Consider the following 15,486-nt stretch of genomic DNA (forward strand, 5'->3'; position numbering starts at 1 on the left):
GGTCTTTTCGAATTGACCGTTAGGTCACTAACTTACCCTACGTAACGCGTTGTTTCTAACGATCCCTATTCCTTGTCATTCAACGATTCAATGACTTCATCTTGCTCCTATCCTCTTGTTACACCATCTTCTTGCAACATCACCACTATAAAACTAAGTTTATAAATATGCACCTCTCATCCACAGGGTGAATAAGGTTTAAATCAGAAGGATTCTGACTTGCCAAAATTATCTAAACTAGATGGAACTAATACTATGAAAACGCCATATTTAGCAGTAATAAGCATCACTGTCATTTGCGTTTCAATAGGCCTACTGGTTTATGACGCCGCTTCTTTAAAGATGCACGCCTCATTTGAGCACCAAGAAAATCACTCTCATGCAAACGACCATGATGATTCATACTCTTCAGAACACGACTCAAATACAAACTCACAAGATGCCCAACAAGCGGCATTTCCAGATCAACAAATCTTCCCAATTCCAGATTCGACCGAGATTAACAATGAACTTGCCAAGATAGGTTGGGCGCTATTCAAAGACCCTAACTTATCATCGAACCGAAGTGTCAGCTGTGAAAGTTGTCATAGCCTACAAACCAATGGTGCTGAAGTGATTCCTGTTTCCATTGGCGTAAATGGAGCAGGAATGCGAAATTCACTCACCGTTTTTAACGCTGCCTTTAACTACCGATTTTTTTGGGATGGTCGGGTGAATAACCTTGGCGATCAAATCGATGGTCCAGTACACAACGTTGACGAAATGGATTCAAACTGGAAACACATTACGGACTATGTCTCTCAATCGGAGACTTACATCAGCCTATTCAAAGAACAATCGACAACCATCAACGAAGCTTCGATTAAGGCTGCACTTATTGAGTTCATGCAAGGGCTAGCCACGCCTGATTCTCCTTTCGACCAGTATTTGCGAGGCGATCATTCAGCGTTGTCTGATAAGGCCAAGCGAGGCTGGGAGGCCTTTCAAGAACAAGGCTGCATTCGCTGCCACCAAGGTACCAATATTGGCGGAGGTATGGTGATGCGATTTGGCTATTTTGGGTTATCAAAAACGGGCTCAGAACGAAGTGAAGACCAAGGTCGATTTATGTTTACAGGACAACCACAAGACAAGCACCTCTTCCGTGTCGCCAGTTTAAGAAACGTGGCGATCACTGCCCCCTATTTTCATGATGGTCAAACTGAAACGTTAGAGGAAGCCATCAAAATCATGGGGGAAAGCCAACTCGGTAAAACATTTGAAAAGCAAACCATTAGTGAGATTAAAACATTTCTAGAAACCTTAACGGGCAGCCGCCCTCAGATGTTAGTGGAGTTTGAAAATGAATAAAATCAGACTCATCTTTTTGCTGTTTTTCTCGCTATTCTTGGCTTTGGTTAGCTTAATTATATTGACCTATTCTGAGCACGGGAAAGTATCGGAATATGGAGAATCTGTTCGAGAGCTGGGGCATGAAGTTTTAGAAATGCGCGATCAGATAACCAACGCTGCTCTCGCTGACATTTCGAACCCTTACCAAATATCGGCTGATTTAGTCAGACTAGAAATAGAACTGCAAGAGCTCAAGGATAGCTATAAGGGGGAAAGCATCCACTCAACGTTCTTTCAAGACTTACAAACCACCCAATTACTTGAGCGTTTCCACAAGGCCTCGATAGCCAATGTCGATACGCTCGACAAGCTCGTCGGGTTGAGTGTCGCTCGTCAGTTCATACTGCAATCCCTAACGCTGCAACTCATTGATAGTCATTCAGCAAACCATCGAGAAGCAGCAAGGGGACATGATTCAGAAAAACTAAATGCTCTCTCTACACCGGAGCTCAACATTCAAAGTGAGGTACTTGCTAGCGTGTTATTTTCAGGGAGCCAAATTCAACATCAAGAGATTAGCTCAGAGTTGGCGGACCTGTCTGAAACGTTCGCTGAACTCAATCAGCAACAAAAGGTACTGTTATCTCAAGTTCTTTCGGTGCATAACATGGAGTATCTTGAGCAAATTGAACATCAGTTCACCGACCTTCAAGACCAATTAGAAGGCGTGATTGTCAAACTTATCATCACACTCGCGCTATTAACCTTCGCTTTCTCGTTCGCCATCTTTATCTTCCGAGTCTTTGAATTAAAACGAAACAACCTTGCCTATCAAGAAGCCGCAGACAAAGCAGAAAAAGCCAACGAAGCGAAGTCCTTATTCCTTGCCACCATGAGTCACGAGTTAAGAACGCCGATGAATGGCGTACTAGGAATAGCTCAAATAATCAAAGAGGATTCGCAAAGCGCCGATACTCGCCAACAAGCACAGATCATCATCGATTCAGGCCAGCATCTTGTCACCATATTGAATGATATTCTTGACTTTTCTAAGGTTGAGCAAGGAAAAATGGAGCTTGAATATAGCCCTTTCTCAGTGGCAGACGTGGTGACACATCTTGATAAAACCTTGACGCCTCTTGCAAAAGACAAAGGCCTCGCTTTTACCATTAAAGATAACATCCCTCCCCATATTCAGTTGATTGGTGACTCTGCACGTACACGTCAGATCTTATTTAATTTAGCAGGCAATGCCGTCAAATTTACTGAGTCAGGAAAGGTTGAAGTGGAATTCTTGATTGCACCAACCACCCCACCAAGCGTGAATATCTTAGTGACTGATACAGGTATTGGCATCGCAGAAGACAAGATCGACCATATATTCACGGCATTTGAACAAGCCGAGATCTCAACGACCCGTAAGTTTGGCGGGACAGGATTAGGGCTTTCCATTGTTAAGCAGTTAGTCGAACTGATGGGTGGCACCATCACGGTTACCAGCCGGCTTAATTTCGGCACTCGATTTGCTATCTCGCTTCCGCTTGAAATGCACGAACTTGAAGAACAAGTCATCGATCAAACGCCAACCAAAACCAATAAGACTCTCGATGACTTCTCAGTATTGTTAGTCGAAGACAACAAGATCAACGCAATGGTGATTAGGAAGTTCTGTGAATCTATCAACTTAACGGTTGAGAACGCCTACGACGGTTTACAAGCCTTAGATAAATTAGTTTCAAACCAATATGACCTGATCATCATGGATAACCACATGCCTAACATGAGCGGCATTGAGGCAATTCAAAAAATCCGTAACGAACTCAAGCTGACTACCGTAGTTTTTGCATGCACAGCAGACGTATTTAAAGAAGCACACGATGAATTTATCATGTCAGGGGCTGATTTTGTTCTCACCAAACCATTACAGAAAAACAGCTTACAAAACGCTATCAATGAGTTTCATGACCAATTTGAGGGTAACCGACATAACTTGGCTAACGAACATAACCTTTTAACCAAAGGTGCAAGCAACATCACCATGTTAACGCGTCATCCCCAAAATAAATTGCCACTCACAGAAGAAGAACTGTCGCGTAGCCAATTCTTAGCTAACGATGAGCTCAAATCAGACGAAAAGCTCAAATGCTTAACGTCTCTCGTTGATGAGCTAGAAAACGAAATCGATGAGTTGATAGAGCTATTTTCGGACGCTAAACAGGATGACCTCTCCAGAACATTGAAGGCGGTTAAAGAGATTGCCGCAAGATATGAAATGAACGAAGTGCTTGAACTCGCGAGCTCAGCCGAACAAATAGCCGATCAACACATTATGCCCGAAGCAGAATTGCTTCAACAACTGATCAATCGATTGATGGTCAATAGTCACCAAGCCACTCGATTGATACACAAACTCCACCAACAACGCAAAATTGGGTAAAGGAAGGTATCACATGATATGGAATTTGAACTTACCTAGCACCGGTCCACACTTGTTCTTGGCTCTTGGTGCAACCATCATTTTTGTGGTCGACTATCATGTACCTTTGGGCATTGCTATGGCCGTTCCCTACGTTACGATAGTATTGCTGGCGGCAACAACGAAAGATCCAACCTCCACAGTCATGTGGGCTATCACCTGCACCTTGCTTACGCTCATTGGCTACTACCTATCTAGTACGGGCAGTGAAACCTGGTTCGTCGCCTTCAACCGAGTGATTACGATTTATGCCATTTGGGTATCTGCTCTCGTTCCTATGTATATCACTCTGCAGTCGCTTCGAAGCGCTCAAGAGAGCGATTTAGATAATCCAGAAGAGAAAACGTTGAGGCCACACCATAATACGAACGAAAAAAACACGTTTCGTACGTTCAAGAATTAGGCTTAGGTTAAGTTTCGGTGAATTTTACCAAATCGAGACAAGGTAACTTGAAATACTTCGTTCTGCATGAGATTGTAATTTAACTATCCATAAACAACTGTATGATTATGAAAACATTACAATCCATCGCGCTGCTTTCCACAATTATCGTAGCACCACACGTGTTAGCTGACGTGACAATTGAAGTTCCTTCTAGCGCAGATGCGTTAGTCGAAGTCTTAGCTGTAAATGAGGCTAAGCCTGATCTTGACGGTGGCTTTTTCTCTTCGAGCAAAACGATAACCGTTCCAGATGGCGTGAACCAAATCGTTTTCAAATATCAACTTGCTTTTAGCCAAGGTAACGACCGCGAGTTTGTCGATAGCGACACCATTATTGCTACTTTTGACGCGACAGACACCGCATTAACGTTCGACATGCCGAAGTTCCGCAACACCAACGAAGCGAAAAAAGGCCTTCAAAACTTAGATTGGAAACTGGTTGATGAAAACCAAAATGCAATCAGTGTTAAGCAAGATAAGCTAATCAAAGATGGCATGCAGATTGGTCGTAAGTACCCGCAAGAAGCGAAGGAATACAACCAAAAAGGCGGCATCGCTGCACTTACACTAGGTGCTAGCGCGGGCGCAGCAGCAGTAGCACAACCCGTAACGCTTCCAGCAAAGATTGACGGAAATGCAGAGAATACAGTTGAAGAAATGTTGTATTTCTGGTACGAAAAAGCGGATGCTGAAACGAAGCAGAAATTCAAAGACTACGTGAACAAGTAGCTCAATGGTCTTAATTTAAAAATGAAAGAAGCTGGCACACTGCCAGCTTCTTTTTTGTCTTCATCTAGATGATTTAGGCTTATATTGATTAAGCCGACTCAGTCGATAACACTTTACCATCCACTTTAGTTGGCCATCCTAGCGCTTTATACTCAGCTGCCAGTAAGTGTGCACAGCGGCTAGAGACTCTTGTTTTAATCCAATCACCAAGCCCCAATACTTTATATTCCAATACAGCCATTTTCATAACAATTCTATTCCGCTCTAATTCAATTTATAAATCTAGAGTGAACATTATAGATGTTCTCTTGTAATGTATGTTCCTAAAAGAACACTGTGCATAATTTTTTGAGATATTTAATACACACTGAAATCGGCGTTGTTGCTTAAATCAGTTGAACCTTTACCAAGTCCTGTGATCTGATCCTTTATGGTGCTCAGAACTGTGGTGACATGGATAAAGCGAAAAAGAAGATAACTAACTGGGCGGAATACAATAAGGCTCTGTGCAAGCGTGGATCGGTGACGTTTTGGATAGATGATTCAGCCATAGATGCATGGCGATGTGCAACCCATCATGGTAAGCGTGGTAAAGGTTTCCAGTATTCTGATACCGCGATTGAAACTGCCTTGATGATTAAGGGGATCTTCTCTCTGCCATTACGTGCTCTTCAAGGCTTTATTGATTCTATCTTTGAGCTATTGGATGCTCCGCTGACTACACCTGTATCAGCAAACGTTCGAAGACAGTTCAGGTCAAATATCGCAATAACTCCAAAGGAGCTATTCGTCATATAGCCATTGACTCGACTGGTCTCAAAGTTTTGGCGAGGGTGAATGGAAAGTGAAAAAGTACGGCGCCGAAAAACGTAGAACTTGGCGCAAACAGCACTTAGCTGTTGATTTAGAAACTCATGAGGCTATTAGGGCAGAAGTTAGTCTTGTAAGTGTTGGCGATAGCGAAGTGCTACCAACATTACTCAACCCCTTGCGTAGAAAGATCCTGACGGTATATGCCGATGGAGCACATGACACTAAAAGCTGCTATGAGACTCTGAAAAATAAGGGTTGTACTCCGCTGATACCTCCTAGAAAGAATGCGGCGCTTTGGAAAGATGGGCATCCCAGAAACGAAATTGTAGAGGTTCTGAAAAATGGAACAATAGCGGAGTGGAAATCTGAATCTGGTTACCACTATCGCTCAATATCGGAGACCGCAATGTCTCGATATAAAGGACTAACCAACGGTAAATTGAGCTTGAGATGGGCTTTATTGCGTAATTCAATGGAACTAAATCAAGAACCTACGATCTGATCAGCTACGTTCACTCCTTCTCGTAGCTCTATGCCTAAACCTCTTTATAAAACAACCAACTGGAAGCAATACAACCAATCACTCATTAACCGTGGTTCTCTGACCTTTTGGATTGATGAAGAAGCAATAAGCGGGTGGGCGCAAAGCAAACAGAATAAGCGCGGGAGGCCGCGTCGGTTCAGTGATTTAGCTATCACGACAGCACTGATGGTCAAACGAGTTTTTTCTATGCCATTGAGAGCGCTTCAAGGATTTATCGACTCGATATTTAGGTTAGCTCATGTACCGTTAAGTTGTCCGCATTACACCTGCATCAGTCGTAGAGCCAAGCAAGTTGAGGTTTCATTTAAGACTAAAGCGAGAGGAGCAATACAGCACCTGGCCATTGATGCAACTGGCCTAAAGGTTTATGGCGAAGGTGAATGGAAAGTCAAAAAACACGGGACAGATGGCAAGCGTAGAGTTTGGCGAAAGCTGCATATTGCCGTTGATACAAGCACTCATGAAATTATCGCAGCCGAGCTAAGTTTATCGACGGTTACAGATGGAGAAGTACTCCCTAACTTACTGAAACAAACACGCCGAAGTATCCTTGAGGTGTCTGGTGATGGAGCTTACGACACGAGATTGTGTCATGCTGCTATTAAGATTAAGGGAGCCATTGCGCTTATTCCCCCAAGAGAAGGGGCAGCCTTCTGGGAGCGTGGTCATCCTCGAAACCTCGCCGTGGGTTGCCAGAAGTTATACGGCTCAAATAAGTATTGGAAAGAGCGGTATGGGTACCACAGACGTTCACTATCAGAAACAGCGATGTATCGAGTTAAACAGTTACTAGGAGGACGATTGAGCTTAAGACATTACAATGCGCAGGTGGGTGAGACTTACGCGATGATAAAAGCGTTGAACAAGCTTACTGGGTTAGGTATGCCTGAAACTTGTCGTATTGACTAAGAAACACACGAAATGGGGTAGCTCTATCTATAAATTTAATTACGCAACAAAGCCGGTCAAAAGCCGTATTCATGTCCATCGCTACTGCTTCGATATTTACCCCATTCTCGCCTAGCTGCTCGAAGAACGGCCGTATGTCCTTGCGGCTGCGGCCTAATCCAACCCAAATGACTTGATGAGTCTTCGCATCAGCGATGACGGTGGCATATCGATGCCCTTTAAAGATGGCGAACTCATCCATCACGAGCTGCTTTAGCTCACCCCATTTCACTGGCGGCACCACTTGTCGAAGTCGGCGTTTATCTATTTCTTTAATGGTGTGCCAATGAACGCCCGTAATTTGGGATATATGCTTAATGGGAAGCAGGGGTAGCAGTTGTTCTATATAGCTTTTTAGGCGCTTTGTTATACGAGCATAAGGCTCTAACCAAGAGAGAGATTCTGTTTTTATGCCGCAGTCACGACACTTAATCCTTCGAGTTTGCACGGAAAGTTCAACAGGCACACCGAGCAACATGGCATCCTTTACGTGACGCCATTGATACTCATGGATAGCCTCGGCCTCAAGACCACAAAGGCATTTAGCCTCAGAGCTAGGTTTAAGAGTCAGGGTAATAAGTGATGCTGTCTGGAGAGACTTTACTATTTGAAAGCCTTCCCAGAATGAAGATAGGAAAGTATGATTCGGCATAGAAACGGTAGTTTGTGTATGATTTTTGTTTGGCGACTAAACCATATCACTTACTACCGTTTTTGTTTTTAGTTCCCGCTAATCCGCGATGAACCATTTTTTTACCCGCTATTCAGAGATTTAAGGTAATATTCCCCCTCACTATTTCTACCTAAGACACCCCTCAATGGCTCTTAAACCGACAATCTATAAGTTTCACTAAAATACACCACTCCCCGCCCTACCTAGCAACAGCCACATACGCCATTATTTTCAAACACTTAATATAAATAACAACCTAGAAGAACTTTAATAAACTGCTATAATCTCTGAACCTTGGTACACCTTTTGTACCCCTCAAATCACCCTTTTGGTACACCTCAGAGGCACACGTTCATGGCATCTTATAGTATTGAAAAGCGAACTCTAGCAAGTGGCGAATCTCGCTACAAAGCCACCATTACAGTGAAACATCGAAGTAAGATTGCTCAACGTTTCTCCAAAACTCATAAGAAGAAAATGCTTGCTACTGCCTGGGCAAAAAATGAAGTCCGAAAGATAGACGAAGGTGAAACTCAAGACCGTTCTGTACCCATTGGCCAGCTGCTAGACATGTTCATTGAGAACAAAAACCTTTGGGACAATACTGGCCGATCTAAACAAACAGTATTAAAAATGCTCCGTGATTGTGACATCGCTAAAATCTATTCCGATGAGCTAACCACTAAGGACTTGATTGAGCACTGCCAAGATAGATGTAGTACGGGAACCAAGCCCTCTACCGTCTATTCCGACATCTATTATTTACGTTCGGTATTCAAACGAGCTAAGCCTGTATTCAACGTTGCTGCTAACTTGGATACATTCTTAGAAGCAACACCTATTTTTTACGAAATGAAACTCATCGGTAAATCAGAGAAACGAACAAGGCGCCCTACTACCGATGAAATAGACTTATTGAAAGAAGCACTAGAAGAACGCGAGCAACGCAGAGAAAACAAAATCCCCTACTCCATGCTTCTAGATTTCAGCATCCTGAGCTGTATGAGAGTAAGCGAAGTTTGTGGTATTCGTTGGGAAGACTTAAACGAAGAACTTAGAACAGTGATCGTACGTGACCGAAAAGACCCACGTAAGAAAGAAGGCAACCACATGGTCGTTCCCCTACTCGGTGAAGCATTCGATATTGTGATGAAACAAGAGCGTAATGGTGAATTGATATTCCCATATAACCCACGCTCAGTTGGCCGAGGCTTTGTGGAAGTGTGTCAGAAGGTTGGGATTGATAACCTACGCTATCATGACCTACGCCGTGAAGGTGCAAGCCGCTTGTTCGAGAAAGGTTTTACGATTGAGGAAGTTGCTCAAGTCACCGGTCATAGAAACCTAAATACCTTGTGGCAGGTTTACACGCAGTTGTTTCCACATAAATTACATGAACGTAAGATCTGAAAAAAGCCGCTAAGAAGCGGATTTTTATCATGTGCCAGCCGGAGCGACGCCCGCAGTGTTGTGATTGAATAGAAATTCTTAACAAGTCAATAATTGATGAAGATCTAACCATTCACCTTCAGGTGGGTAATAAAGGGAGTGCGCCCATCATATCAAAGCCAGTCGATAATGTATGATTAATTCAACTAAGTTATATGATATTCCGTAGATTCTAACGATATTCCCATATTGTACCAAAGTGTTAATTAAAGTTAAAAAATCATATCATCCCGACACTTAAGTATAGATTGCAAAATTACATTTCTTATTTCCCTTAAGTTTTCAGATGGTGGTGACCAGAGTGCAACCGGAACACTAAAATATTCATTAAGCTCATCAATTGCAACTTCTGAAACAAAATCAGCATATAATGAGTTAACCACTGATATAGGAATAAGAGCCCAAGAATCATTAATCTGTAACAACTCAATCAATAGTGCGTACTGTTCAATTACATCATAATTTGATGACAACTTTATTTTACTTTCTAAACCATCATCTATCATAGATGACAAAACAAGCTGTTTAACATTTTTCATTTTCGTCAAACTTGCGGACGTACCATTCATCAGGGTACTAGATCTACCCACAAAAATACCACACTTAATATTAAGCAGAAAATTATGTTCTATACTATTCACGATTTTACTATCATATATATTAACAAGTCCAAAATCGATATCGCCGTTTTTTATTCCATTTTTTGTTTCCTTTTTATTTCTTACAATAAACTTCACATTCAAATTCGGAAATTCTAAAGAAAGGGCTTCCCTAACTGCCAATAAAACATCGAAAGGAAAGAAGCTAAAGTAAGATATAGTAATAGTTCCAGGGGTACCCATAGAGATATTTAACGCTACTTTTTCGAAAGTTTCCATCGTTGAGATACTTTGTCTAGCATAATGATATAAAACCTCACCTTCCTTTGTTGGTAATAGACTTTTCCCCTCTTTATTGAATAGTTTTACCCCTGAGGAATCTTCTAACGCAATAATAACTTGGCCAATTGTAGTTCTGTGCTTACCAAGTTTTACCGCAGCTCTATTTATCGACTTAGCTTCATAAACTTCAACAAATGCGACTAACTGTTCAATATTAAAGTTCACCCTCTCCCCCTCAACTAACATTCGAAATAAAAATCACAAAATTCCAAGATCTATTTTGAGCATAAAACCATACATTACAGAGTTAACAAATACATTAAAGTATTATAGCTTAACGTCAACCAAAGTAACCATATGTTTTAGAGGATTTTATGAAGCATCTAACTAAACTAATATTTCTAACTCCAATCTTATACCCATTCGATTCAATAGCAACCCAAGAAACCCTTCGAGGCTTAAGCGTAAAGAGCGACATTGTCGATATTTATGTTGACTCAACGGGATGCACAACAAAAGAAAGCTTCAATACAAAATTAAATGAAGATGGATTTATAAGCATTAATAGGATACAACCTGACACTTGTAATACCATCAAAAATAGCAGTGTCAGAATATCATATTCACTTGATGAACTGGGAGCAAGTGAATACTTTAAAATTTCAAACAAAATAAGCCCTATAAATATCGAAATGCCTGAATCGCTAATAGGTCTAGATTTTAGATATTATAGGGATGGGGATATACTGACTACAGATTACAACTCAGAAAGGATTAATTTTAAAATCGACAGTAATGGAAAGATAGTTAAAGCTTGGTTTGGTTAATGATTTTTAGGAAAATTTACAATATAGCAGAATACTATTATTTTTATATTGAAAATATATTACGACACTAGAGCAAGACTAATTTTTCATTAGATACATAGAAAAACCAGCAACTAATGTTGCTGGTTTTTTTACTTCAACAATATAATATCAAGCCATTATAGCTATTTTACACTTGCGAATTTAAGGGTCGAAAGTACATGAAACAGCTCCCTCTTCGCTGGTTGATTGTACAGGTTCCAGTTCTCCTGTTCGCTTCCCACCTGCGCCAATAATATCCCATGCAAAGGCACCGGACTGACCGATGAAGTAAGCACCATTATTCCACTTAAATATTTCCACCTCACCTCCTATATCACTCAAGAAGTTTAAAAACTCACTGGTGGTAGTTAACCTCCAGTCATCTCGACCTTCGAAATTATGAAAAGATAAGTCTTCACACCAATATGACGCCGAGTTTTTTTCTGGGTACTCTTGAGATGGCAACAATTGAAATGTCGCAGAACTGTAGTAAGTTCCGCCCATAATTCCAGCGTATAACCTCGGGTTCGTAACTCCATTTGGATGATCACCTCGAATTCGTGTATAACCAAGATTTCCTAATAAGAAAGCTGAAGGCGCACCAGTGAATAATCTTCCTGAGTCATCTGATGCAACTTTTACGCAATTACCACCTGCATTATCCTCAGAATCATTAACATTTCCACCACACATAGGAATTATTGAACTTATATTGATGTTTATTATATTACTCGAAATCCCATCTAAATCGGCATAAACGGTCACATCACCAAACTCAACACCTTCAGCGACACCATCCATATCGATAGAAAGCAAGCTATTATCAGAACTATGCCAATTTACCTGATCAGACAGGATATGCTCAGATTGATCTGAATAGATCCCTTTAATCACAAGTTGTTCCGTTGTCCCCTTAGGTAGACGGTCGTCAACTAAAGATGATAGCTGCAACGTTAATAACGCTGCGTCTATGATCTCTACATCCACTGTGTTGCTAACAACACCATCTAACTTGGCTGTAGCTGTTGTTAGGCCGACATTTTCAGCCGTTAATAAACCATCAAGTGATATTGTTGCAATATCAGTATCATCTGAAAACCATGCGACTAAGTCAGTAATATTTTGGTTTGCACCATCAGTGAACGTCGCAACAGCTTCCAATTGTTCATTATAACCTTTAGCTAATAACACCGTCTTCGGATTTACATCAATACTATCGATTACTGCAGCCGTTACATCAATATCTGCGACATTACTGATTCGACCATCAAAAGATGCTGTGGCGGTGGTTGCTCCGATGTTTTCAGCCGTTAATAAGCCATCGGTATTAATTGTTGCTATATTAATATCATCAGACACCCATGCAGCTGTGGATGAGATGTCTTGAATAGTTCCATCAGTAAATGTGGCTTCAGCGGTAAGCGAGAACTTTGTTCCTTTGGCGAACGAAACGATTGCAGGTGATACCTGCACAGTATCGACAGTAGCCGCTGTTACATCAATACTTACGTTATTACTAGTTACTCCATCTAACATAGCCGTTGCTGTAGTTGTGCCAACACCTTCAGCTTCCAATAGACCACCTGATGTGATAATCACAACACCTGTATCATCAGCAACCCATGCAACTGACTGTGTCATATCTTGCAAAGTGCCATCTGTAAAAGTCGCGTTCGCTTTCAATTGTTCCGTCATACCTTTAGCTAACGAAATAGTTTCAGGCGAAACCTGAATGCTGGCTACCACCGCAGTAGTAACATCAATATTTACAGTATTACTGATTACACCATTAAGCGTAGCACTAGCAAATGTAGTCCCTACACTCACAGCTGTAGCCAAACCGTGTCTAGTTATAGTCGCTATATTACTGTCATCCGGAGACCAAGCTACTATTGACGAGACATCTTGAGTTGTACCATCGGTAAAACTTGCCACTGCGGTTAATTGTTCCTTCGTACCCTTAGCAAGAGAAATCGTCGCGGGTGTTACTTGAATACTATCAATAGCGGCCGCTGTAACTTGAATGTCGACATCATTACTGTCAACGCCTTTCAAGCTTGCTCCCAAAACAGCAAACCCAACTTCGTTGGCTGTAATAAGACCATAGGAATCAACAGTAAACGTTTGTCTATCCGATGAAGACCAATTAACTAAGTCTGTAACTTCAGCTGTAGTATTATTACTGTAATAAGCAGTTGCAACAAATTCGCGTGTAAGACCTTTAGGCAACAAGAAATCACTATTGCCCCTTCTTGTATTTTTAGGTTCTATTTGTAAGGCAACTAACTCTTCAGGGGTTACGTTGACCTTAATAAGGTTGCTAGAAATATTATTGTACGTAGCATTGATCTTTGCTTCATCAATACTTAACGCTGTGACCAAACCAGAATCATCAACCGAAGCAATATTGTTAGCATCACTATACCAATAAACAAGATCTGTAAGCTCTGACTTAGTACCATCAGAATATAGACCCATTGCTGTTAATTGTTGTGTATTACCTAAAGCCAAGCTGAGTTCAGATACCCCTTTTGTAGTTCGGGTCTTGGGATAAATATCAATTGAATCTAACTTTGCATTCGTGACTTTTATCTTAACATTGTTGCTCACAACCCCATTTTTGCTTACTTCAACATCCGCGTCCCCCACTTTTAAACCTGTGACTACGCCATCTCTTGAAATAGACACTGCCGATGATAAATCAGAAGTCAAAGTGACTTTATCAGTAATATCCAGTGAGGTACCATCGCTATATTGCCCTAATGCCATTAATTTTAATTGATTACCTTGAGGTAACGTCAGTTCACTACTGCCAAAAATTGTCGCGCCGGTTACAAGCTGAATACTAGTAATTTCAGCATCTGTAACCTCTAACGGAATAACAGGACTGTCAATACCTAGGTACGTCGCTGATATGTCGGCATAGCCAGTATTAATGCCTAAAGCAACCCCTCTTTTGTCTAGTACAGCAACATCATTATTACTACTTATCCAAGTAGCTAACTCAGTAATGTTTTCAGTTGAACCATCATTATAGGTTGCGATAGCTGAAAATTTTTGAGAACTGCCCACACTAACTTTTAATAATGTACTTCCTTGTACCTTTAGCTCTCCCGGAGTTATCTGTATCGACGTTATTTTTTTATCTACGCCCCCATCAAACACTCCCTCGGAATTACAACCTACGAGTAAAGTTACTAATATTGCCAGTAACCATTTGTAAACGGGAGAGTGGAAGTACTTTCTTTCTATCATAATTTTACCATAAAACTATATTTTTAATTCATACTCAAAAGAATGGAGCACAATATCTACTCGACGGTTTTTTAAACGCCCTAAAGATGTTTCATTCCCCGCTATAGGTTGACTCTCACCTTTACCGTGGACTATCATTTGATTAACTTTCACACCACGAGAAATTAACTGTTCTTGAACAGATTTCGCTCTTCTTTCTGATAATGCTTCATTATATTTAACCTTACCAACACTATCTGTATGTCCAATAATACTGACTTGAGATTGTGGGAATTCTTTCAATATTTTTGCTACGACATCAATAGCACCTTGTTCCTTGGAATAATTAGAATCGAATTCAAATCCAGAAACTTGATATGTTGTAGATGGGAAATCCTTAATCACAGGACTTTCAATTTCTGGTGACTCAATAGGCTTATCGACAACAATAGGTTCTGAATTTGATTTTTTATCATCTCCCACACCAAAAACATAAGTCAGACCAATCAAAACCGAGTGACTATCAAACCTACCCATATAACCATCACCAATGGAATCAATATATTGATAACCTAAACTTGTAGATAATCTTTCATTTAAGTCATAAGTAAACCCAACGCCTCCTAACGGAGAAAAACCTGAGATGTTAACTTTTCCTTGAAGACTATTTTTTTCACTGTTCCAATATGTTGCTCCCAAACGCCCATATAAACTAACGCTTTCACTTAAATACCAATTATACTGAAACGAAGTTTCATAAAATGAACTCTCCAATTGAACATGAGTATCGTCCGTACTAAGTTTAGTATGCGCCTGATAACCTAAATCCCATGACATAGAATCTGAAAATTTTATTCCACCATAGATACCATAGGCTCCTGAAGAAGGCATGCTCGAACTGTAACCTCTATCGTCAGCAAAATGTATCCCTCCTTTCAAGCCCAGAAAATAGTCAAACTTATTAGTTGAATTGCTGTCATCAATATTCGCGTAGGTAAGCATTGGAAAAATTAAAGCTGGGAAACAAATTAACCTTTTCATTTACAACCCCAATAAAAAATCATGTAGGTATATTAACCAAACACAAAACAACCCGACACTCTCATATGTAGGGA

General features: G+C 40.8%; 11 protein-coding genes and 2 pseudogenes. 8 read left to right on the forward strand and 5 right to left on the reverse strand.

What is annotated here, in order from left to right:
• Positions 1–255 precede the first annotated feature (255 nt).
• The 4 genes from AC3CHU_RS23995 (at position 256) to AC3CHU_RS24010 (ending at position 4,981) form a co-directional block, all read left to right on the forward strand.
• Complete coding sequence (locus AC3CHU_RS23995) at positions 256–1,350, forward strand: cytochrome-c peroxidase (RefSeq protein ID WP_488525872.1); 1,095 nt, start codon at positions 256–258, stop codon at positions 1,348–1,350.
• Positions 1,343–3,769 carry an ATP-binding protein gene (locus AC3CHU_RS24000; RefSeq protein ID WP_488525873.1) on the forward strand — a complete coding sequence of 809 codons (2,427 nt, stop codon included), beginning with the start codon at positions 1,343–1,345 and terminating at the stop codon, positions 3,767–3,769. The genes AC3CHU_RS23995 and AC3CHU_RS24000 overlap by 8 nt, the downstream gene beginning before the upstream one ends.
• A gap of 13 nt (positions 3,770–3,782) precedes the next feature.
• Positions 3,783–4,211 (forward strand): hypothetical protein, encoded by a 429-nt coding sequence (locus tag AC3CHU_RS24005; RefSeq protein ID WP_017080121.1) that lies wholly within the window; start codon positions 3,783–3,785, stop codon positions 4,209–4,211.
• A gap of 107 nt (positions 4,212–4,318) precedes the next feature.
• A complete protein-coding gene (locus AC3CHU_RS24010) occupies positions 4,319–4,981 on the forward strand; it encodes a DUF2057 family protein (RefSeq protein ID WP_488525874.1) in 663 nt (220 codons plus the stop codon).
• 88 nt (positions 4,982–5,069) lie between these two features.
• Here AC3CHU_RS24010 and AC3CHU_RS24015 read toward each other — a convergent pair whose 3' ends face one another.
• A complete protein-coding gene (locus tag AC3CHU_RS24015) occupies positions 5,070–5,228 on the reverse strand; it encodes a hypothetical protein (protein WP_017070406.1) in 159 nt (52 codons plus the stop codon).
• A 206-nt stretch (positions 5,229–5,434) separates the two neighbouring features.
• On the opposite strand from AC3CHU_RS24015, the pseudogene AC3CHU_RS24020 reads away from it, so the two are divergent.
• Positions 5,435–6,296 (forward strand): annotated as a pseudogene (locus AC3CHU_RS24020) (IS5 family transposase).
• A gap of 30 nt (positions 6,297–6,326) precedes the next feature.
• Positions 6,327–7,247, forward strand: a complete 921-nt coding sequence (locus tag AC3CHU_RS24025; protein WP_488525385.1) for an IS5 family transposase — start codon at positions 6,327–6,329, stop codon at positions 7,245–7,247.
• A 55-nt stretch (positions 7,248–7,302) separates the two neighbouring features.
• Here AC3CHU_RS24025 and AC3CHU_RS24030 read toward each other — a convergent pair.
• A pseudogene (locus tag AC3CHU_RS24030) lies at positions 7,303–7,938 on the reverse strand (transposase); the annotation flags it as partial.
• A gap of 375 nt (positions 7,939–8,313) precedes the next feature.
• Here AC3CHU_RS24030 and AC3CHU_RS24035 point away from each other — a divergent pair.
• A complete protein-coding gene (locus tag AC3CHU_RS24035) occupies positions 8,314–9,369 on the forward strand; it encodes a tyrosine-type recombinase/integrase (protein ID WP_488525875.1) in 1,056 nt (351 codons plus the stop codon).
• Between the two features lie 251 nt (positions 9,370–9,620).
• On the opposite strand, the gene AC3CHU_RS24040 is transcribed toward AC3CHU_RS24035, so the two are convergent.
• A complete protein-coding gene (locus tag AC3CHU_RS24040; protein WP_488525876.1) occupies positions 9,621–10,514 on the reverse strand; it encodes a LysR family transcriptional regulator in 894 nt (297 codons plus the stop codon).
• 149 nt (positions 10,515–10,663) lie between these two features.
• On the opposite strand from AC3CHU_RS24040, the gene AC3CHU_RS24045 reads away from it, so the two are divergent.
• Positions 10,664–11,116, forward strand: coding sequence for a hypothetical protein (locus AC3CHU_RS24045; protein ID WP_488525877.1), 453 nt, complete (start codon positions 10,664–10,666; stop codon positions 11,114–11,116).
• Positions 11,117–11,299: 183 nt separating this feature from the next.
• Here AC3CHU_RS24045 and AC3CHU_RS24050 read toward each other — a convergent pair whose 3' ends face one another.
• Positions 11,300–14,392 (reverse strand): Ig-like domain-containing protein, encoded by a 3,093-nt coding sequence (locus AC3CHU_RS24050; protein WP_488525878.1) that lies wholly within the window; start codon positions 14,390–14,392, stop codon positions 11,300–11,302.
• Positions 14,393–14,407: 15 nt separating this feature from the next.
• Positions 14,408–15,412, reverse strand: coding sequence for an OmpA family protein (locus tag AC3CHU_RS24055; RefSeq protein ID WP_488525879.1), 1,005 nt, complete (start codon positions 15,410–15,412; stop codon positions 14,408–14,410).
• Positions 15,413–15,486 lie beyond the last annotated feature (74 nt).

The organism is Vibrio sp. QJM3NY_39 (assembly GCF_057785895.1).